Origin of the sequence: Ohessyouella blattaphilus, from assembly GCF_024721265.1 — a bacterium.
GTDB classification, from domain to species: domain Bacteria; phylum Bacillota; class Clostridia; order Lachnospirales; family Lachnospiraceae; genus Aequitasia; species Aequitasia blattaphilus_A.
The window spans coordinates 1-15,954 of sequence record NZ_JAMXOC010000011.1 but is presented as its reverse complement, the minus strand read 5'-3'; the positions used below and the strand labels follow the sequence as shown (position 1 = coordinate 15,954).

The following is a 15,954-nucleotide window of genomic DNA, read 5'->3' as shown; positions in this document are numbered from 1 at the left end:
ATATTATTCCGAGAAGAGATTCGTATATAGAATTGTCTATAAAGACATATTCTGTAGAACACTTAGAGCTCATAGAAAAATACAAAAGAGAAAATTGCATGAAGATAGAATTGGGGAAAAATTCAATATTACCTCACCCATGGAATGGAGAATAGCTTAAGCGAGTATTATGTAAAATAGGGACAGGTAAACCCGAGGGGAAGGGAGTCAAGATTCTAATCATAAGGTTAAGGTATGGCTTCTGTTTGGTATTACATGGATGACGTTGGAGAAGCAGTTACGAATAATCTTATACATCAATGGAGGAGCTCAAATGAAAATTGCATCTGTACATATTCAAAATTTCCGCAAATTACTGAAATGTAACATAGATTTCAGTAAAGAAACAACGCTATTTGTTGGTGCTAATAATAGCGGTAAAACGTCAGCAATGGATTCGCTTGGTAAATTTTTAGCAGGGCGTGGATTTGTATTTAATGACATTACAGTCTCCAATCGTACAGCAATCAATGCTATCGGAAGCGGGTGGGAAGAACCGGAATGCGAAATGCCTGAAGACGTGATACAATTTGAGCCTGTTATGCCCCAGATGGATATTTGGTTAGAAGTATTGCCAAATGAAATACATTATGTTGCTAATATCATTCCAACATTAAAGTGGCCTGGTGGAAAACTGGGGATTCGTTTGGCACTTTTACCGAGAGATATCACACAGCTTTTTGTAGATTATAGAGAAGCGTATTCGGCAGCGCGAATGACCGAAATGGCTAAACCAAGTGGTAGTACAACTATTAATCTATTTCCGAAAGATTTATGTGAGTTTGTAGAAAGAAAATTGACCACATATTTTGCTATAAAGTCATATATTCTGGATCCGGCTAAGTATGAGATTGAATTACCACAACCGACATCATTTGAAATGGAATGTTTTACAGATAATCCTTTAAAAGGAATAATTCGAGTAGATATAATTAGTGCGCAGCGTGGATTTACAGATCCAGATGTTTCAGGTGGAGAGGACAAGGGTGGAAGACAATTATCTGCACAGATGCGCAGTTATTATGATAAACATTTGGATCCTGAAAAGGCCCCTTTACCAGAGGATTTAGAAATATTGGAGGTTACAGAAGCAGCCCGAAAAGCCTTTGATAAAAATTTGGAGGATAAATTTGCTCCGGCGATTCAAGAGCTGGAAAGGTTAGGATACCCAGGAGTTGCCGATCCGAAAATTACACTTGCTACTAAAGTAAATACAAGTGAAACACTTAGGCATGATTCGGCTATACAATATGCACTCAGTAAAAATGATGAAACTCTGAAATTGCCGGAAAAGTATAATGGCCTTGGCTATCAAAATCTGATTTCGATGGTTTTTGATCTTATGCGATTTAGAGATGATTGGATGCGAGAGGGGAAAGCAAAACAAGCACATGAAGATACCAATGTAGTAATTGAGCCTTTACATTTGGTTTTAGTTGAAGAACCAGAAGCTCATTTGCATATGCAGGTACAGCAAGTATTTATCCGTAAAGCATACTCTGTACTAAAGAACCATGTGTTTCTTAAGAAGAATCCAAACTTTAGTACGCAGCTTGTAATTAGTACACACTCTAGCCATATTGCCCGTGAAGTCGATTTTGCAGATTTGCGTTACTTTAAGCGATTATCAGAATCAGTCGAATATAATGTGGCAACAGCTAAAGTTATTAATCTTTCAGAGGTTTTTGGGAAAGAAAGTGAGACGAGCAAATTTGTTACTCGCTATTTACAAACGACTCATTGTGATCTGTTTTTTGCGGATGCAGCTATATTAGTTGAAGGTTCGGCCGAAAGTATGCTGCTACCCCATTTTATCCGTAATGAATATCCTGAACTATATCAAAGATATATCTCTATTCTTAATATTAATGGCAAACATTCACATCGTCTAAGCCCACTTATTGAGAAATTGTGTTTGCCCACATTAGTAATTGCTGATTTAGATGCAGCCGAAAAGGATGGTCATCATAAAGCGGCCCGTCCTCAGCGCAATAAAGAACTGATAAGTGGAAATTATTCTATCACCAAGTGGTTGATTAAAGAGATAAAACTGGATGAATTGCTTGATATACCGATAGAAAGCAAGGTGTTTGCATATGCAACACCTTATGCACATGCAATTCGCATTGCTTATCAAACGCCAGTAATGATAGATTTTAACGGTAGTCTAGTAGAAGCATTATCAAGCACCTTTGAAGATTGCTTGGTTTATACTAACTATGAACTTTTTAAAAATATTAAAACTACTGACAAAGGAAGTCTTGTGAAAAATGTGCATGACTCGATTGCGGAATCAGATTCGTTTGACGATGTTCATGAAAAGATATATAAACTATTACGTGAGGGAAAATCAGATCAAAAAGCGGAATTTGCACTAGATGTTATTTATGATATTGACCCTAAAGAGATTACAATTCCTTCTTATATTGCTGAAGGATTAGAATGGTTACAGAGTTTGTTGCGTCCGGAGGGAGAGGTTAATGTCTAAAAGCATATGTGACGAGGAACAGTTGTTGGATGATCATGTAGATGATCATGTGGATGAGGAGATAAAGAAGTGTTTTTCCGAAGAAAATCCCAGAAGCTTTTTTATGTTTGCTGGAGCCGGATCGGGAAAAACAAGGAGTCTAATTAATGCGCTTTCATTTTTGGACAAGGAAAAGGGAGCAGTATTATCAGCCAATGCTAAACAGATTGCAGTTATAACTTATACTAATGTTGCTTGCGAAGAAATATCTAGACGCTTGCGATATAAGCCTATTTTCGCAGTGTCTACAATACATAGTTTTTTGTGGGAACTTGTCAAAAGTTATCAGAAGGACATTAAAGAATGGGTTATTTATTCGTTAACTGAAGAAATTGCAAAAATTGAAGATAAGCAAAGTAAAGGACGTGGTGGCATAGCTGCTGAAAAAAGACTTGCAGATATTAAGCGCAAAAAAGATCGTCTATTCAAATTGAAAAATGTGAAACGGTTCTCATATAATCCTAATGGAGAAAATGTAGGTTATGATTCTCTAAACCACAGCGAAGTCATAAAAATGGGAGCAGAATTTATTGCAACGGAAGATACTATGCAGAAAATTCTGACGGGAAAATATCCAATACTATTGATTGATGAAAGTCAAGATACAAAAAAAGAATTGATAGATGCATTGTTCATAGTATATGAAAAACATAAAAGCACATTTCAAGTAGGAATGTTTGGTGATACAATGCAGAGAATTTATACAGATGGCAAAGATGATTTATCAAATTGTATTCCAGAAGAATGGGAGAAACCAGAAAAAATCATGAATCATCGTAGTGCTATTCGTATTGTGGAATTAGCAAACACGGTGCGAGGAACGATTGATGGACAGCGGCAAAAAGCTCGTTCTGATGCAAGCAAGGGTACAGTTCGTTTGTTTATCGCCTTACCGTCTTCGGATAAAGAAGAGGTCGAACGACGCGTTGCCAAGATTATGGCAGAAGAAACTGGTGATGCAAGTTGGCATAATGAATCGGAGTATAAAAGCCTGATTTTAGAACATCATATGGCAGCAAGTAGGTTTGGCTTTAATAGTTTGTATGAACCGTTAAACAGTTCAGGGTACTTTGATACATCTTTACGTGATGGATCAATTTCTGAATTGTCTTTTTTAGCAAAGGTGATATCACCTCTAGTTATTGCCTATCAAAGTAGTAATGATTTTGAAGTTTCTAGAATTGTGAGACGACATTCACCGTTATTGAACAAAAAAACATTTGCAGCCGAACGAGAAGATCAGACGATATTATTACAGAAAGCTGAAAATGCAGTTCAAGAACTAATGACCCTATGGGAAAATGAGAGCATACCATCTTGTTTGAATATATTAAAATCAATAAAAGAAACAGGTTTATTTGAGCTAGATAAACGAGTAGATGATATTTTGGCAGAGTTTATAGAGGGAGAAAGTGCAAAGATTACCGCTTTACGTAAAGCGTTAGAAGTACCTTTTGACGAATTAGAAAGGTATTATTCCTACGCAACTGATAATACCCAATTTGCCACACATCAAGGAGTAAAGGGACTTGAATTTCCTCGAGTTATGGTTATCTTAGACGATACCGAAGCACGTGGGTTTCTTTTTAGTTATGAAAAAGTTTTTGGTGCAAAAGAAAAAACAGATACAGATAAAAAAAATGAACGTGAAGGAAAAGACACGAGCATTATGAGAACTACACGATTATTATATGTTGCATGTACTCGGGCCCAGGAAAGTCTAGCAGTAGTCGCCTATACTAATGATATTGAAGCGGTTAGTAGTACCGCAATTTCAAATAATTGGTTTGTAGAGGGTGAGATTATGAGCATATGATATGAACAAATAGAGCAGAATTTTTGTATAATATTAATTCTGGAACAAATGGAGGATAGTATGTCTGATGTGAAAAAAGCGTATGAGCATATCGTGGATTTTTTAAACAATGAAACAGAAAAGAATTTGTTGCTGTGTGGTATTGCAGATGAAGAAAAACACTTATCATTACTCAAAGCATTGAATGCACAGGGGAATTTAAAAGGTTTAATATTGTTAATCCATACGACAAAAAATGGGATGGAAGATTTCTTTCACTGGGCAGGCATCTATAAATTAAAAGTCCCAAAAAAATATGGAGAAGGGATGAAATTGTCGAATCTCACTATCTTTTTCGATAATTTATCTACCAAAGACTGTGCTAATAAATATAATAATTACGAATTTGATTTTATAATTGTATGGCCAATACAAAGTGTTACTGAAAGTGAAGAAGAGATTCGAGAGCTTGAGGAGATGGCAAAACGTCAAAAAACAAAAAAAATTGTATATCTTACTATAAAGGAGCCGTGGTACAATCCAGAGCGGTTAAAGCATAGCGTTGATCGAATAATCAAATTGGATTGCGAGAATGATGATCCATCGGAGTATCAGCGGATTTTGTTGGCGTATGAGGAAGATATGAGAAGACGTAAACAAAGGGGCTTTTAAGTTTAAAGCCTAAAGTAGCGGGTTATTGTGTAAGTGGCAAGTACTTTTCAGTAACTAGTGTTTTCTGAAAGTTGTTAATAACAAATCAATAAAAATAATGTTTCATGAAAAAAATGTGGAAACTCAATGTGATGTGAATTTGTTCTATCCTCTACTTTAGTCCCTAATCGTTGAATTGACCAATTATGCTATACGGGGAAAATTTGATTGCATTAAAATCATTGTCGCCATATTATGCATGGAATATTAAAGGCATATTGAGATTCTTCACATAATACAGAAAATGAGAGTTGGGTATATAATGATGGTGTGGATAGTGCAGAAATAAATGAGTGGTTAGAAAAAGTGGTTAGAAAAGAAGCGGCGAACTTGTTAAAAGGATTGTGCGATTATAAAATTTTTCCAAAGTGCAATTAAAGATCCAATCTCCGAGTTACAGTTCACACCCCCCCCAAAAAAAACACCCTTGCCTCCAGCATAAAATGACGGAGGTGGAATGTAGATTACTCTAGGAAAAAGCTTCTTGTGCCGTAGCGTAGAGGTTTGCATCCTGTTGCCTTTTGGTTTCGATGATGAGCAAGGAGTTGCAGAGGAATTTGACACTTTCATTGCATCTAAAGGTTACAGCTTGTTTAAATTTACGCTTGAATTTACGAAGACCACGTTAATCGTCTCAACAAAATCATCTCACCTCTTATTCAAAAAGGGCAGTCTGTAAATCAGATTTATATTAATCGTGCAGATGAGCTTATGTGTTGCGAAAAAACTATATATAACTATATAGATGCATGCATGTTGGATGTGAGAAATATCGACCTTCCAAGAAAAGTCTCATTTCGCGCAAGGTATAAAAAACCGGAATTCAAAGTAGATAAAGGCTCCCGGATTGGCCGAAATTAAGAAGCTTTTACTTCCTATATGAAAAAGAATCCGGATACTCCAGTCGTGCAGATGGACTCTGTTATTAGCCGCAAAGGTGGCAAGTGCTTATTAACAATACACTTTGTAGAGTGCAGTCTTATGTTGGTATTTCTTAGAGATGCAAATACTTCTAAATCGGTAACAAATATCATAAATTATCTAAATACTGATCTTGAACCTAAAGTGTTTAAAAATCTTTTCCAAGTAGTGCTTACAGATAACGAAAGTGAATTCTCGAATCCGAAAGGGATTGAATATCGTAATACGCTTCCGCCACTACGAACAAGAGTCTATTATTGTGATGCCGGAAGCTCATATCAAAAAGGAGCTTGCGAAGTCAATCATGAGTTAATCAGAAGAGTATTTCCCAAAGGTACAAGTTTTGACCAATTGACGCAGGAAGATGTGACTCTGATGATGAGTCATATCAATTCTTATAAAAGAAAAAAGCTGAATAATCGTAGTCCCTACGAAACATTCAGCTTTTATCATGGAGAAGAGGTTCTTCAAAAAATCGGATGTTCGCCAGTCGCACCTGGAGACATCATGTTAAGATCTACACTTCTCAAAAAAATAATTATGAACATGCCGCCAACCAATCATCTATTAAGGAATGAAGGGGTGGATTCTCCGATTACAAAAAAATCGAGAGGGAGTCGACCTCCCTTTGACATGCTTACAATTATTATAATACAGTTCAAAAAGCTGAAAATCAAACTGCATTTGGGCTACAAAGGTGGCATTTGGGCTACAAGACTCTACGTTTCAGTTACAAAAGTGGCTTTTCGTTTACAAAACTTTACATCTTGATTACAAAGATTGCTTTTCGTATTACAAAATAGCATCTCAACTTACAATTAACCTCTCGACTTACAATTAACCACCAAAAACGAAAACTAAAGGATGAAAACGGTAGATTTACACACGATAGCGTGATATAATTAACCGAAATAAATATAGTTCATATCCGAGGTGAAGGAGGTAGCTCATGGCTATTAGTTATAATAAATTATGGAAGTTATTGATAGATAAAAAATTAAAAAGAATTGAATTGCAAAGGGGTTCTGGGATAAGCGGCAATGTCCTCTCACGATTGAGCAAGGATGAGTGTGTATCGATGGAAAGTTTGGAAAAGATATGTCTCTTTTTAGATTGTGACTTCGGCGACATTGTTGAGATTATTAAAAATAGAGATATGCAAACGATGGAGAATGATAATGCTAGAATTTAATCAGATACAAACTTTACAGTATATGGGGAGTAAAAGTCGCTTGCTTGATAGTATTTGCACACCTATTGTCAGTGATAAAGAAGTAGGAACGGTAGTTGATTTATTTGCAGGAACCGGTTCGGTTGGTTATGCTTTGAAAAAATACAAGAATATAATTAGTAACGATTTAGAACCATATTCTCATATTATAAATAGTAGTATTTTAAATGGTTGCATGTTTACCTATACTCAACAACAGTCTTTTTTGAGTGACGTCTCTTATTATTATAAAAAATCTTCGGAGATGTTAGCCGAGATATTATCAATGGAAAGTATGTATTTGCAGGATAGTTATGATAATTATGCTTCTTATGCAGATTTCGTTGAAGCAACACCGTCAGTTTTTGACAATGAAACAAAAAAGGAATTCTATGGTGAATTAAAAAAGTTAGTTGATATGGTAATTCCAGGACAGGAGAAACAATCAGTTCCTTTCCCTTGTCTTTTTCTAACATACTATGCGAATGCTTATTTTGGTATAAATCAGTGTTGCCAAATTGATGCTATAAGAGCAGCGATTATGAATTTGGAGGATAATGAACAAATAAAATTTCTTCTAACGGCTTTGATGTCAGCTATGAGTTCAGTAGCTTCGACCACAACACATTTTGCTCAGTTTCTAAAAGTTAAGAGTGCTACAACATACAAGAACTTGGCTCAAAAACGAAGTCGCAATATAATTAATGAATTTGTTCGGGTTATAGATTCTTACAGAGCAGAAGGGCTTGCAAACAATAATAAAAAAGATTTTAAATGCTATAATTTGGATTTTCTCGAGTGTTTAGAATCTATCTCCTTGAATAAAAGTGTTCTAGTATATGCAGACCCACCATATTTTAAAGAGCATTATTCAAGATATTATCATGTTCTTAACACGTTATGCTTGTATGATTACCCACAATTAGCAATTAACTCACAGCGAAATGCATATTCCGTGGGAAGATATCGTCAAGATAGAAATGTATCAGACTTTGGAAAGAAAGCTGCAGCACTTGGTGCTTTTGAAAGATTGATATCAAAGTGTGCTGTTAATAAAACCAAGTTAATAATAAGTTATTCAGATAACTCGATAGTCCCTATAGACGCATTAGCAGAGTTGGTGGGCAATTACTATCAATATAGGATTGTGAAAGTAGGATTGAATCATTCTAAACAAGGAAGAGTATCTGAATCAAACATGAAAGTAGAAGAATATCTATTTATTTGTATGAATACAGCTAATAAAGATGAAATAATTGATAATGCTATAAATCGGCTAAAGGGGATGAAGCCAATTGTGGATAATCCAGGTGGGTTTATCCACAATTATATGGCACGGAAACCTTACAATGTAGTAGCCTCGTTGATTGAGTGTTTTACTAATCCAGGAGAGACAGTTTATGATCCCATGTTTGGATCTGGAACTACTATTATTGAAGCGAGTAAATTATCAAGATTGGCAATTGGTACAGATATAAATCCTGTCGCTTATCGGTTGTGTAGGGTTTCACTTAAATCATGGGATTTAAAAAGGTTAAAAGAAACTCTATCTGAATTTGAATTGCAAGTTCAAGAAGCATGCGGTTCACTTTACAAGTATCAAGCAGATAATATAGAGCAAATAATCGAGAGGTGTCATTTTGATAGTATAAACGGAAAAATGATCCCTACTAAATATTGGTATAAGACATTTGACGGTAAAAAGTTTTCTGGGAGAAAGAGTGAAATGGCTTCAAATGATTTTATTTCACATTATTTTGAATATGAAAAGAAAAAACTTAAGGTACTTGAAAATCATCCTTTGATTCCTAACTCAAGAATTGCTATAAAGGAAGGGGCAACGATATTTGACTATTTTTGTTTGAGAAATTTATATGCATTAGATAAAATTATGTTGTTGCTTTATGAATTTAAGAATAAAAAAATGTATGGATACGATGTTATTGAGTTGGTTGTATCATCGGCAATCAATTTGATTAAATTATCAGATAAGAAAGCATCAAGCCAGATGCCTTACTGGTTACCCAAAAAGGATGCAACATCCAGAAATGCAGTTTTTATTATTCAGAAGAAAATATCGGCAGTATACAATGGTCTTGTATTTCTACGTGATAATTGTAAAGTTAGCCTATCTGAAGATGTGAATAGTTCTACTGAAAGCATAAGGATTTATAACCGACCGGCACAAGTGTTATTAGATGATGAGTTACCTACAAATTGTATTGATCTAGTTTTAACTGATCCGCCATATACAGATCAAGTACCATACCTTGAGTATAGTCAACTATGGAATGATATATTACAAAATAGTGATTACCTTAAGTTAGATGATGAATTAGTTGTTTCTGATGCACCAAGTCGAAATAAAGATGATAATGATTTTTATAATGTTTATCAGTTAGTGGTGGAGCGAACGGCAAAAGCACTAAAAAATGGAGCTTATTATATTATGTTTTATCATTCATTTGATTTGAAATCTTGGAGGAAGATTATTTCTTTGATGAGAAAGGCTAGTTTGCAATATTGTGATCAAATACCAGTAGCAGCACCAAGGAAATCATTTAAGACGATTATGTCTCCCAAAAGTACATTGGATGGTAACTATATTTTGATATTTAAAAAAGCAACTAATAATATTGATAAACAATATACAGGAACAATAGATGACGCAGTTTCTTTAGCTACAGAATGTGCATCTAGTATTATTAGAACACGTGAAAATGTCACATCTCAGGATTTATACGATTATGGAATGCTAAAGAATGCAATCGAGGAAGGATATTTGGAGTGTCTATCTAAGAAGTATTCTACATTTATTGACGTAATTAAGGGGAAGTTTGAATTTGAAAATGGATATTGGAGGGAGAGCTAATGTATTGGTTACTGGATTATACACATCAGGAAGATTTGCGTCAAAAAATTATTAAACTTCAAACAGAAATAATGCAACCACGGAAACGTGAACAGAGTGAACAAATATTTCCTTTTATTGGTCGCAAAAGCAGGGCTATAGCAGCTGCAATAATTGAGAATTTGACTGAAACTGGCGCAACAGTTTGTGATCCGTTTTGTGGCTCGGGTACTTTTGTATACGCTGCTCAAGACTGTAATAGAAACATAGAGGCAAATGAATGGGAACCTTATGCATATAGGATGGCGACTGCTCCATTTAAGGGTGCGCTAACTGAGGCAGAATATCATAATGGTTTACAACAGTTATTATCTGATATTAATCCTATTATGAATAAAATATATATGACTAAATGTCCCAAATGCGAAAAGGAGTTATTGTTTGATGCATTGTTTTTTGATCGAGATCCAGAAGAATATTATCATCCTATGAAGCATGAACGTATGGGAAAGGTTAACGGTGAGAATGTGATTTTTCGTCAGAAATATCGTTGTTCATGTGGTTGTACAGAAAAGCATTATGACGATTTTGATGAAAAGATAAGACAATCATTGCATTCAATACAGGTTGAGTTTCCTGATGCGACATTAATAGAAAACTCTCGGTTAAATTTTACAGCACCAACCTATACAAAATATAAGAATTTGTTTTCAACTAGACAGAAAATAGCTTTGGTATGTTTGCATAATGGGATACAAAGACTCCCAGAAAATATTAGAGATTTTTTTGAGGATGCATTCATATCAATTATTCACTTGGGGAAATATACAGATTATAGGAGTAAGAGTCAAGATAATCATTGCCCGGAAAATCGTTTAAAAGAGACAAACCTACTACATCGTTATCTAGAAAAGATAAAAGCGCGTCGTACTTATATATTAGCTCAACAATTCAAACTGAAAAATACAAGTATTAACTGTAAGGATTTCCGAGAATTTTTTTCGAAGATAGCAGATGGTACTGTTGATCTAGTTTTAACAGATCCGCCATATGGAGATAACGCACAGTATTTTGAGCATGCGCAACGAGTGCATCCTTTTCTATCATACGATTTATCAAAGGATGTAGTTCGTTTGAATAAAGAGGTTGTCATTAGCAATGCAAGGAAAAGAAGTAATAAACACAATAAGGTACAGTTCTTAGATGATATAGAAACATTGATTATAGAGTCGGCACGAGTAGTTAAAAAACATGGTTTTGTTGTTTTATATTTTAGGCCAGAGCAAAGTGATTGGATAAGTGATTTAAATAAACTAAAGCATTTTGGCAGGAAACATGGTATGGAACCTATAATATCTATTCCAGTTGATACATCGGATCCATCAATGAGAGTAATAGCATCTGCAGCATGGACATTTAAAAATGATGTTTGTTTTGTTTTTTTGAAATTGGATGATAATGAGAGGCGTTGGTATGAAGGGGATTTGGATGTAGATGAACTTATTTATCTTGCAGCATCCAAGGCTGCTACTGATTTGGGGAATCCATTTACAATTGTGAGATTTAATCAAGAAATGCAATCACAATTACGAAGCGTTGGTTTAATAAAATTAATGGGTTCTCAATATACAAATAAGATTAAAAGTACTCTTGCTCGCTATACATATCATGATGGTGCTCAATACAGGCTTACGGGCATTTCTCCATACGATTATATGAATAAAGATATGAATGCTGAAATCAGGCTACGAGAATTTGTTCCCGTAGTTATAGAAGAGCTTACGGAAGGGGGACGAGGATTTAGATTTGAAGAATATGTGATTCATTTAGCTACATTTATGGAAAATGGTAGTAGAGAGATAATAGAGAAATTACATACATCAAATAGATTGATCCCCGAATTGTTGACAACATATACATATGAGGATAGAGAGCAAGGAAAGTTTTATGTAAAAGAGCCGGTTCCTAGTTATTCGGTTTCAGGACGAATAAATCTACGAACAATGGATCCAAGTGATTTTGAAAAGCTTATTGCGGATTACTTCTTAAAACGTGGGTTCGTAGAAGCTAAAGTTATCGGACAAGCATGTGATAGGGGAGTTGATATTTTGGCTACAAATGCGGATGGAGAGCTAGAGTTGATCCAGTGTAAAAGATATCGTGAAGGTAATAATATTGGTTCCACCCCCATTCAACGCGTAGATAGTTATATGCGAAGCCGTAATGCAAAAAAAGCTTGGGTAGTTACAACTTCTAATTTTACAAAGGAAGGCAGGGATGAAGCCAGAATTACGCAAGTTATCCTTGTCAATGGTAAGGATTTAATTAAATCGTTAGAACTATATTACCCAGGGGTATATACATTATAGAATTTATTATAATTATTATATGAAAAACAAAATTAATTCAGATTATTTTTCAAGGGATTAGTATAAAATATATAAAAGATGTTATAGTCAATAGTAATTGTGGAGTAAAAGGAGAAATGCTTATAAGTTAAAATGGATATTACTTATAAGCGTTTTAGTTAGTTGGATGACTTAGCATTGTTTTTAGTTATATATATTACTATATCTTAGGGTTTATTTATAAAGTATTGAAATCATGATAGAGAGTTGATTGTTCACTATGAGGGGCAGACAAATAATTTCGCCTTAGCAATGCCAAAATCAGTTGCTTTTACCGCATGTTGAGAATAAAGTTGTAGAAAAAGCGCTTCACCTAATATTCAGGTCTCATTTCTATGAAACGGCTTTATTTTATTATAATGCTGTGGTGGATATTTCGTGGGCTCTATGTTATGTTGCCGTAGAATTTGCTTGTGGTAAAATAAGGGTCTTAGGTGGCGGAGCCCCTAACAAGAGGTATTTGTATAAACAAAATACGTATCTTGCATATAGGAATTTACCGTAAAGGAGTAACTGTGGCAACGTCAAAGGAGTAACTGCGGCAACACTAAAGGAGTAACTGCGGCAACGAAAAGGAGTAATTGTGGCAACGCTAAAGGAGTAACTGCGGCAACAGAAGCAGTTGGCAATTATGAAACTAGATCAGCGTCATCTTTCTGGAAAAGGCTTCGAAGGGGTGACTGAAAGTAAATGACTGTAGACGGCAAAAAAAGAGTATGATATTTTAGAATTAGCAAAGTGAACAAAATATTAGCGGAGAACTGGCGATGACTGCCGGTTCTCTTTTTTAATCCGTTTTTGAAAGGAGCAAGGACGATGGAAACGTTAAGAAGGCAGTATCGGTTAGAGGATGAAGTGATTGAACTATTGGAGTCTCGAGATAAGGTAGCTTTTCCAAGGGAAAGTGATTATATAAGTCATGCCTTAAGAGAACTGGTTTACATCCAGCAGTTAAAGCAAGAAGTCTCTGAGTTTAAAGGAAGTCTAAGAGAGGAGTTAGTAGATTTAAAATCCATGATAGCCGGTCTTACTGAAGACATTGGACGGATGGATATTTCTAGTTCAGCGCCAGAGAGCGAAGGCGATCTTAAAACAGAGCCGGCCGAAGAACGCCGGCAACTAACACGAGACGAAATCGACGAACTATTGCTTTTTGGAGATATAGAATCGGAGACGTAGGTAGAGAGCTGAAAAGGTTCTCTTTTTTTATACAGAAAGGAAGATTTAGATGGCAAGAAAGGAAACCCTTATTATTCGTCTAACAAGTAAAGAAAAAAAGCGTCTTCAAGAATTAGCTGGTCTTGATAATAAGAGCAAGACCCAGTCGGGATCCGCTAATCTAAGCGCTTATGTTAGAGCCAAAGTCCTTTCGATGTCTCAGGAGTATGAAGCAGAGGAAACAGGGGAACTTATCTATCAGATCCGAAAGCTTAGTACAGCTCTTTGGTTTCTCGTTAACAGAATTAACAGAGGATCCGATAGGGGGCATGATTGGGAAGCTCTTATAACGGAGTTATCCTATTTTTGCACGAAGCTTGAGGAATACCAGAATCAGATAGAAGAAAAGGAGAACGTATATGGCAGTAACAAAGATGATGCATCTTAAGCAGTCATCACATCTTTATAATAGCCTCGTTTACATCTTAGAGCCAAGCAAAACCGGTGGTGGTTTGTGGGTAGGCGGCAATTCAGGAAATGAGCCTGAGGAAGTTTACAATCATTTTATGAGAACCAAAAAGATATACGAAAAACTAGACGGGCGCAAAGCCTATCATTATGTTATATCTTTTGCACCAGGAGAAGTAGATGAAGAAAAGGCTTATGAGGTTATTCGGGATTTTTGCGAAGCGTTTTTAGGTGATCATTACGATTATGTCTTTGCCATTCATAATGATCACGCCCATATTCATGGTCACATAAGCTTTAATTCGGTCTCCCGGACCAGTGGTTATAAGTATCAGTACCGAAAGGGAGACTGGGAAAAACACATTCAGCCAATTACAGATATGGTTTGTCGAAAGCATGGTCTTAAAGAACTGAGCTATGAAAAGGAACGAGTAGGTAGACACTACGCAGAGCATTTAGCAGAAAAAAGAGGACGTCCCACCTGGAAAACGATTATTAAGGACGATATCAATTACGCTGCCAGTAGAGCAAGCGACTTTTCAGAGTACCTTCAGGAGATGAAAAAGCTAGGGTATACGCTTCGCATGGGGAATTCTCGTTATGAGGGTGAGTACATTACCTACTACGCTCCCGGAAGTGAGAAAGGCCGTCGCGATTTTCGCCTAGGAGAGGAGTATAAGATTGCAGGAATTAAAAAGAAGATTGCTCAGGTGGAGTTAGCATATCGCCCCAATTACACGCCGACGCTAAACAGGGCAAGGGTTATGTCTTTTGCTAGAACACAAAGAAAACTATCAAGATATCAAGTGAGAAAAGTCGGGAATCTGTTTCGGTTGGCCAACTTTAGAACTCTTTCTAGATATGACAAAAAGAGCCATCAAGTCCGAAGGGAATTGCTTAAGGTGGATAAGCTTCAAGAAGAATGTCGGTATATTATTCGTAATCATATCCGGGCGCCAACCGCTATGAAAGAGCGCCTAGCGGTAGTCTTGGATCAGGAGCGACTCTTAAAGGAGAAGGAGCGTAATCTAAAAGCTATTCTTGGAGAACCGGAGGCTTCAAGATACAAATCTTTAGTAAGATTATTGGAAGGTGTTTCTAGGGAAGATGATCAGGCAGAAGAGGTGATTGATGCGTTAGAAGCCCTTGAAAAGAAGGTTTCTTATGATTTACTTTTAGATAACCTTGCAGAGGTTCAGAACCAGTTAAAAGATGTTAGGAAGGAGAAAGCAATTGTTCGGCGATTGAGCAAAGACGGTGAGGAAAATAAAGTTAGAGAAGTGCTTATCACACCCGTGCTCGAAAGGAGGTAGGATTGAGCAAACGAGTAGAAGATATTAAGGACGTCCAGTTAACCGTTGCCCAGGGACTAGGAGTTACGGATAAAGGACGAGAGTTATTGGAAGAAATAACCCAGTGGCAGTTAAGACACGAATGTCTTATATCACTATTAGATGCGGTACCAATTGACAGTATCAAAGAGACAGTCGAAAAAGGTGCTGGTGCAGAAGGGATCAAAGTTCTTAGACGTAATCACTTGCGGGAGCAGCTAGTCAACTTAGAACCACTAGGGGTTAAACTAAAAGAATTAGAAAAAGAAGTAGAAGGCATGAGCAAGGAAAGCGGTATAATTAGGGAGGTGATTGAATCTAAATTTGAGTCCGCGTATGCTCAGCAGCAGGCTGCGCAAAAGGAAGCCCTGAAAGCAAAGGATCAGGTCATTGACCTGTTAAGGAGTCAGCTAGAAGAAGTAAAGAGTAGGAAGACAATCCATGCATCACAACCGCTTAAGTTAAGAGAAGGTAAAAAGCCAAAGGCCCAAGGAAAGGGTCTTTTTTCATACCTTAAAAAGGCGGAAGCAGAGCA

10 protein-coding genes and 1 pseudogene are annotated in these 15,954 nt (G+C 36.2%); all 11 read left to right on the top strand.

Features of this window, described 5'->3' with window-relative positions; translation table 11 throughout:
• The first annotated feature begins 313 nt into the window (after positions 1–313).
• Positions 314–2,527 (top strand): AAA family ATPase, encoded by a 2,214-nt coding sequence (locus NHH16_RS08360; RefSeq protein WP_262069140.1) that lies wholly within the window; start codon positions 314–316, stop codon positions 2,525–2,527.
• Complete coding sequence (locus tag NHH16_RS08355; RefSeq protein WP_262069139.1) at positions 2,520–4,382, top strand: UvrD-helicase domain-containing protein; 1,863 nt, start codon at positions 2,520–2,522, stop codon at positions 4,380–4,382. Before NHH16_RS08360 ends, NHH16_RS08355 begins: the two co-directional genes overlap by 8 nt.
• Before the next feature lie 60 nt (positions 4,383–4,442).
• Positions 4,443–5,033: a hypothetical protein gene (locus NHH16_RS08350; protein WP_262069138.1), complete on the top strand. Its 591-nt coding sequence runs from the start codon at positions 4,443–4,445 to the stop codon at positions 5,031–5,033.
• A gap of 663 nt (positions 5,034–5,696) precedes the next feature.
• Positions 5,697–6,527 (top strand): annotated as a pseudogene (locus NHH16_RS08345) (IS30 family transposase); the annotation flags it as partial.
• Between the two features lie 415 nt (positions 6,528–6,942).
• Positions 6,943–7,185: a helix-turn-helix domain-containing protein gene (locus tag NHH16_RS08340; RefSeq protein WP_262069137.1), complete on the top strand. Its 243-nt coding sequence runs from the start codon at positions 6,943–6,945 to the stop codon at positions 7,183–7,185.
• Positions 7,172–10,075: a DNA methyltransferase gene (locus NHH16_RS08335; RefSeq protein WP_262069136.1), complete on the top strand. Its 2,904-nt coding sequence runs from the start codon at positions 7,172–7,174 to the stop codon at positions 10,073–10,075. The genes NHH16_RS08340 and NHH16_RS08335 overlap by 14 nt, the downstream gene beginning before the upstream one ends.
• Positions 10,075–12,423: a restriction endonuclease gene (locus NHH16_RS08330; RefSeq protein ID WP_262069135.1), complete on the top strand. Its 2,349-nt coding sequence runs from the start codon at positions 10,075–10,077 to the stop codon at positions 12,421–12,423. The genes NHH16_RS08335 and NHH16_RS08330 overlap by 1 nt, the downstream gene beginning before the upstream one ends.
• An 855-nt stretch (positions 12,424–13,278) precedes the next feature.
• Positions 13,279–13,641 (top strand): hypothetical protein, encoded by a 363-nt coding sequence (locus NHH16_RS08325; protein ID WP_262069134.1) that lies wholly within the window; start codon positions 13,279–13,281, stop codon positions 13,639–13,641.
• 49 nt (positions 13,642–13,690) lie between these two features.
• Complete coding sequence (locus NHH16_RS08320) at positions 13,691–14,068, top strand: hypothetical protein (protein ID WP_262069133.1); 378 nt, start codon at positions 13,691–13,693, stop codon at positions 14,066–14,068.
• A complete protein-coding gene (locus NHH16_RS08315) occupies positions 14,040–15,401 on the top strand; it encodes a relaxase/mobilization nuclease domain-containing protein (RefSeq protein WP_262069132.1) in 1,362 nt (453 codons plus the stop codon). Before NHH16_RS08320 ends, NHH16_RS08315 begins: the two co-directional genes overlap by 29 nt.
• 2 nt (positions 15,402–15,403) lie before the next feature.
• Positions 15,404–15,954, top strand: a 551-nt coding sequence (locus NHH16_RS08310) for a hypothetical protein (RefSeq protein WP_262069131.1), incomplete at its 3' end; no start/stop codon positions are given.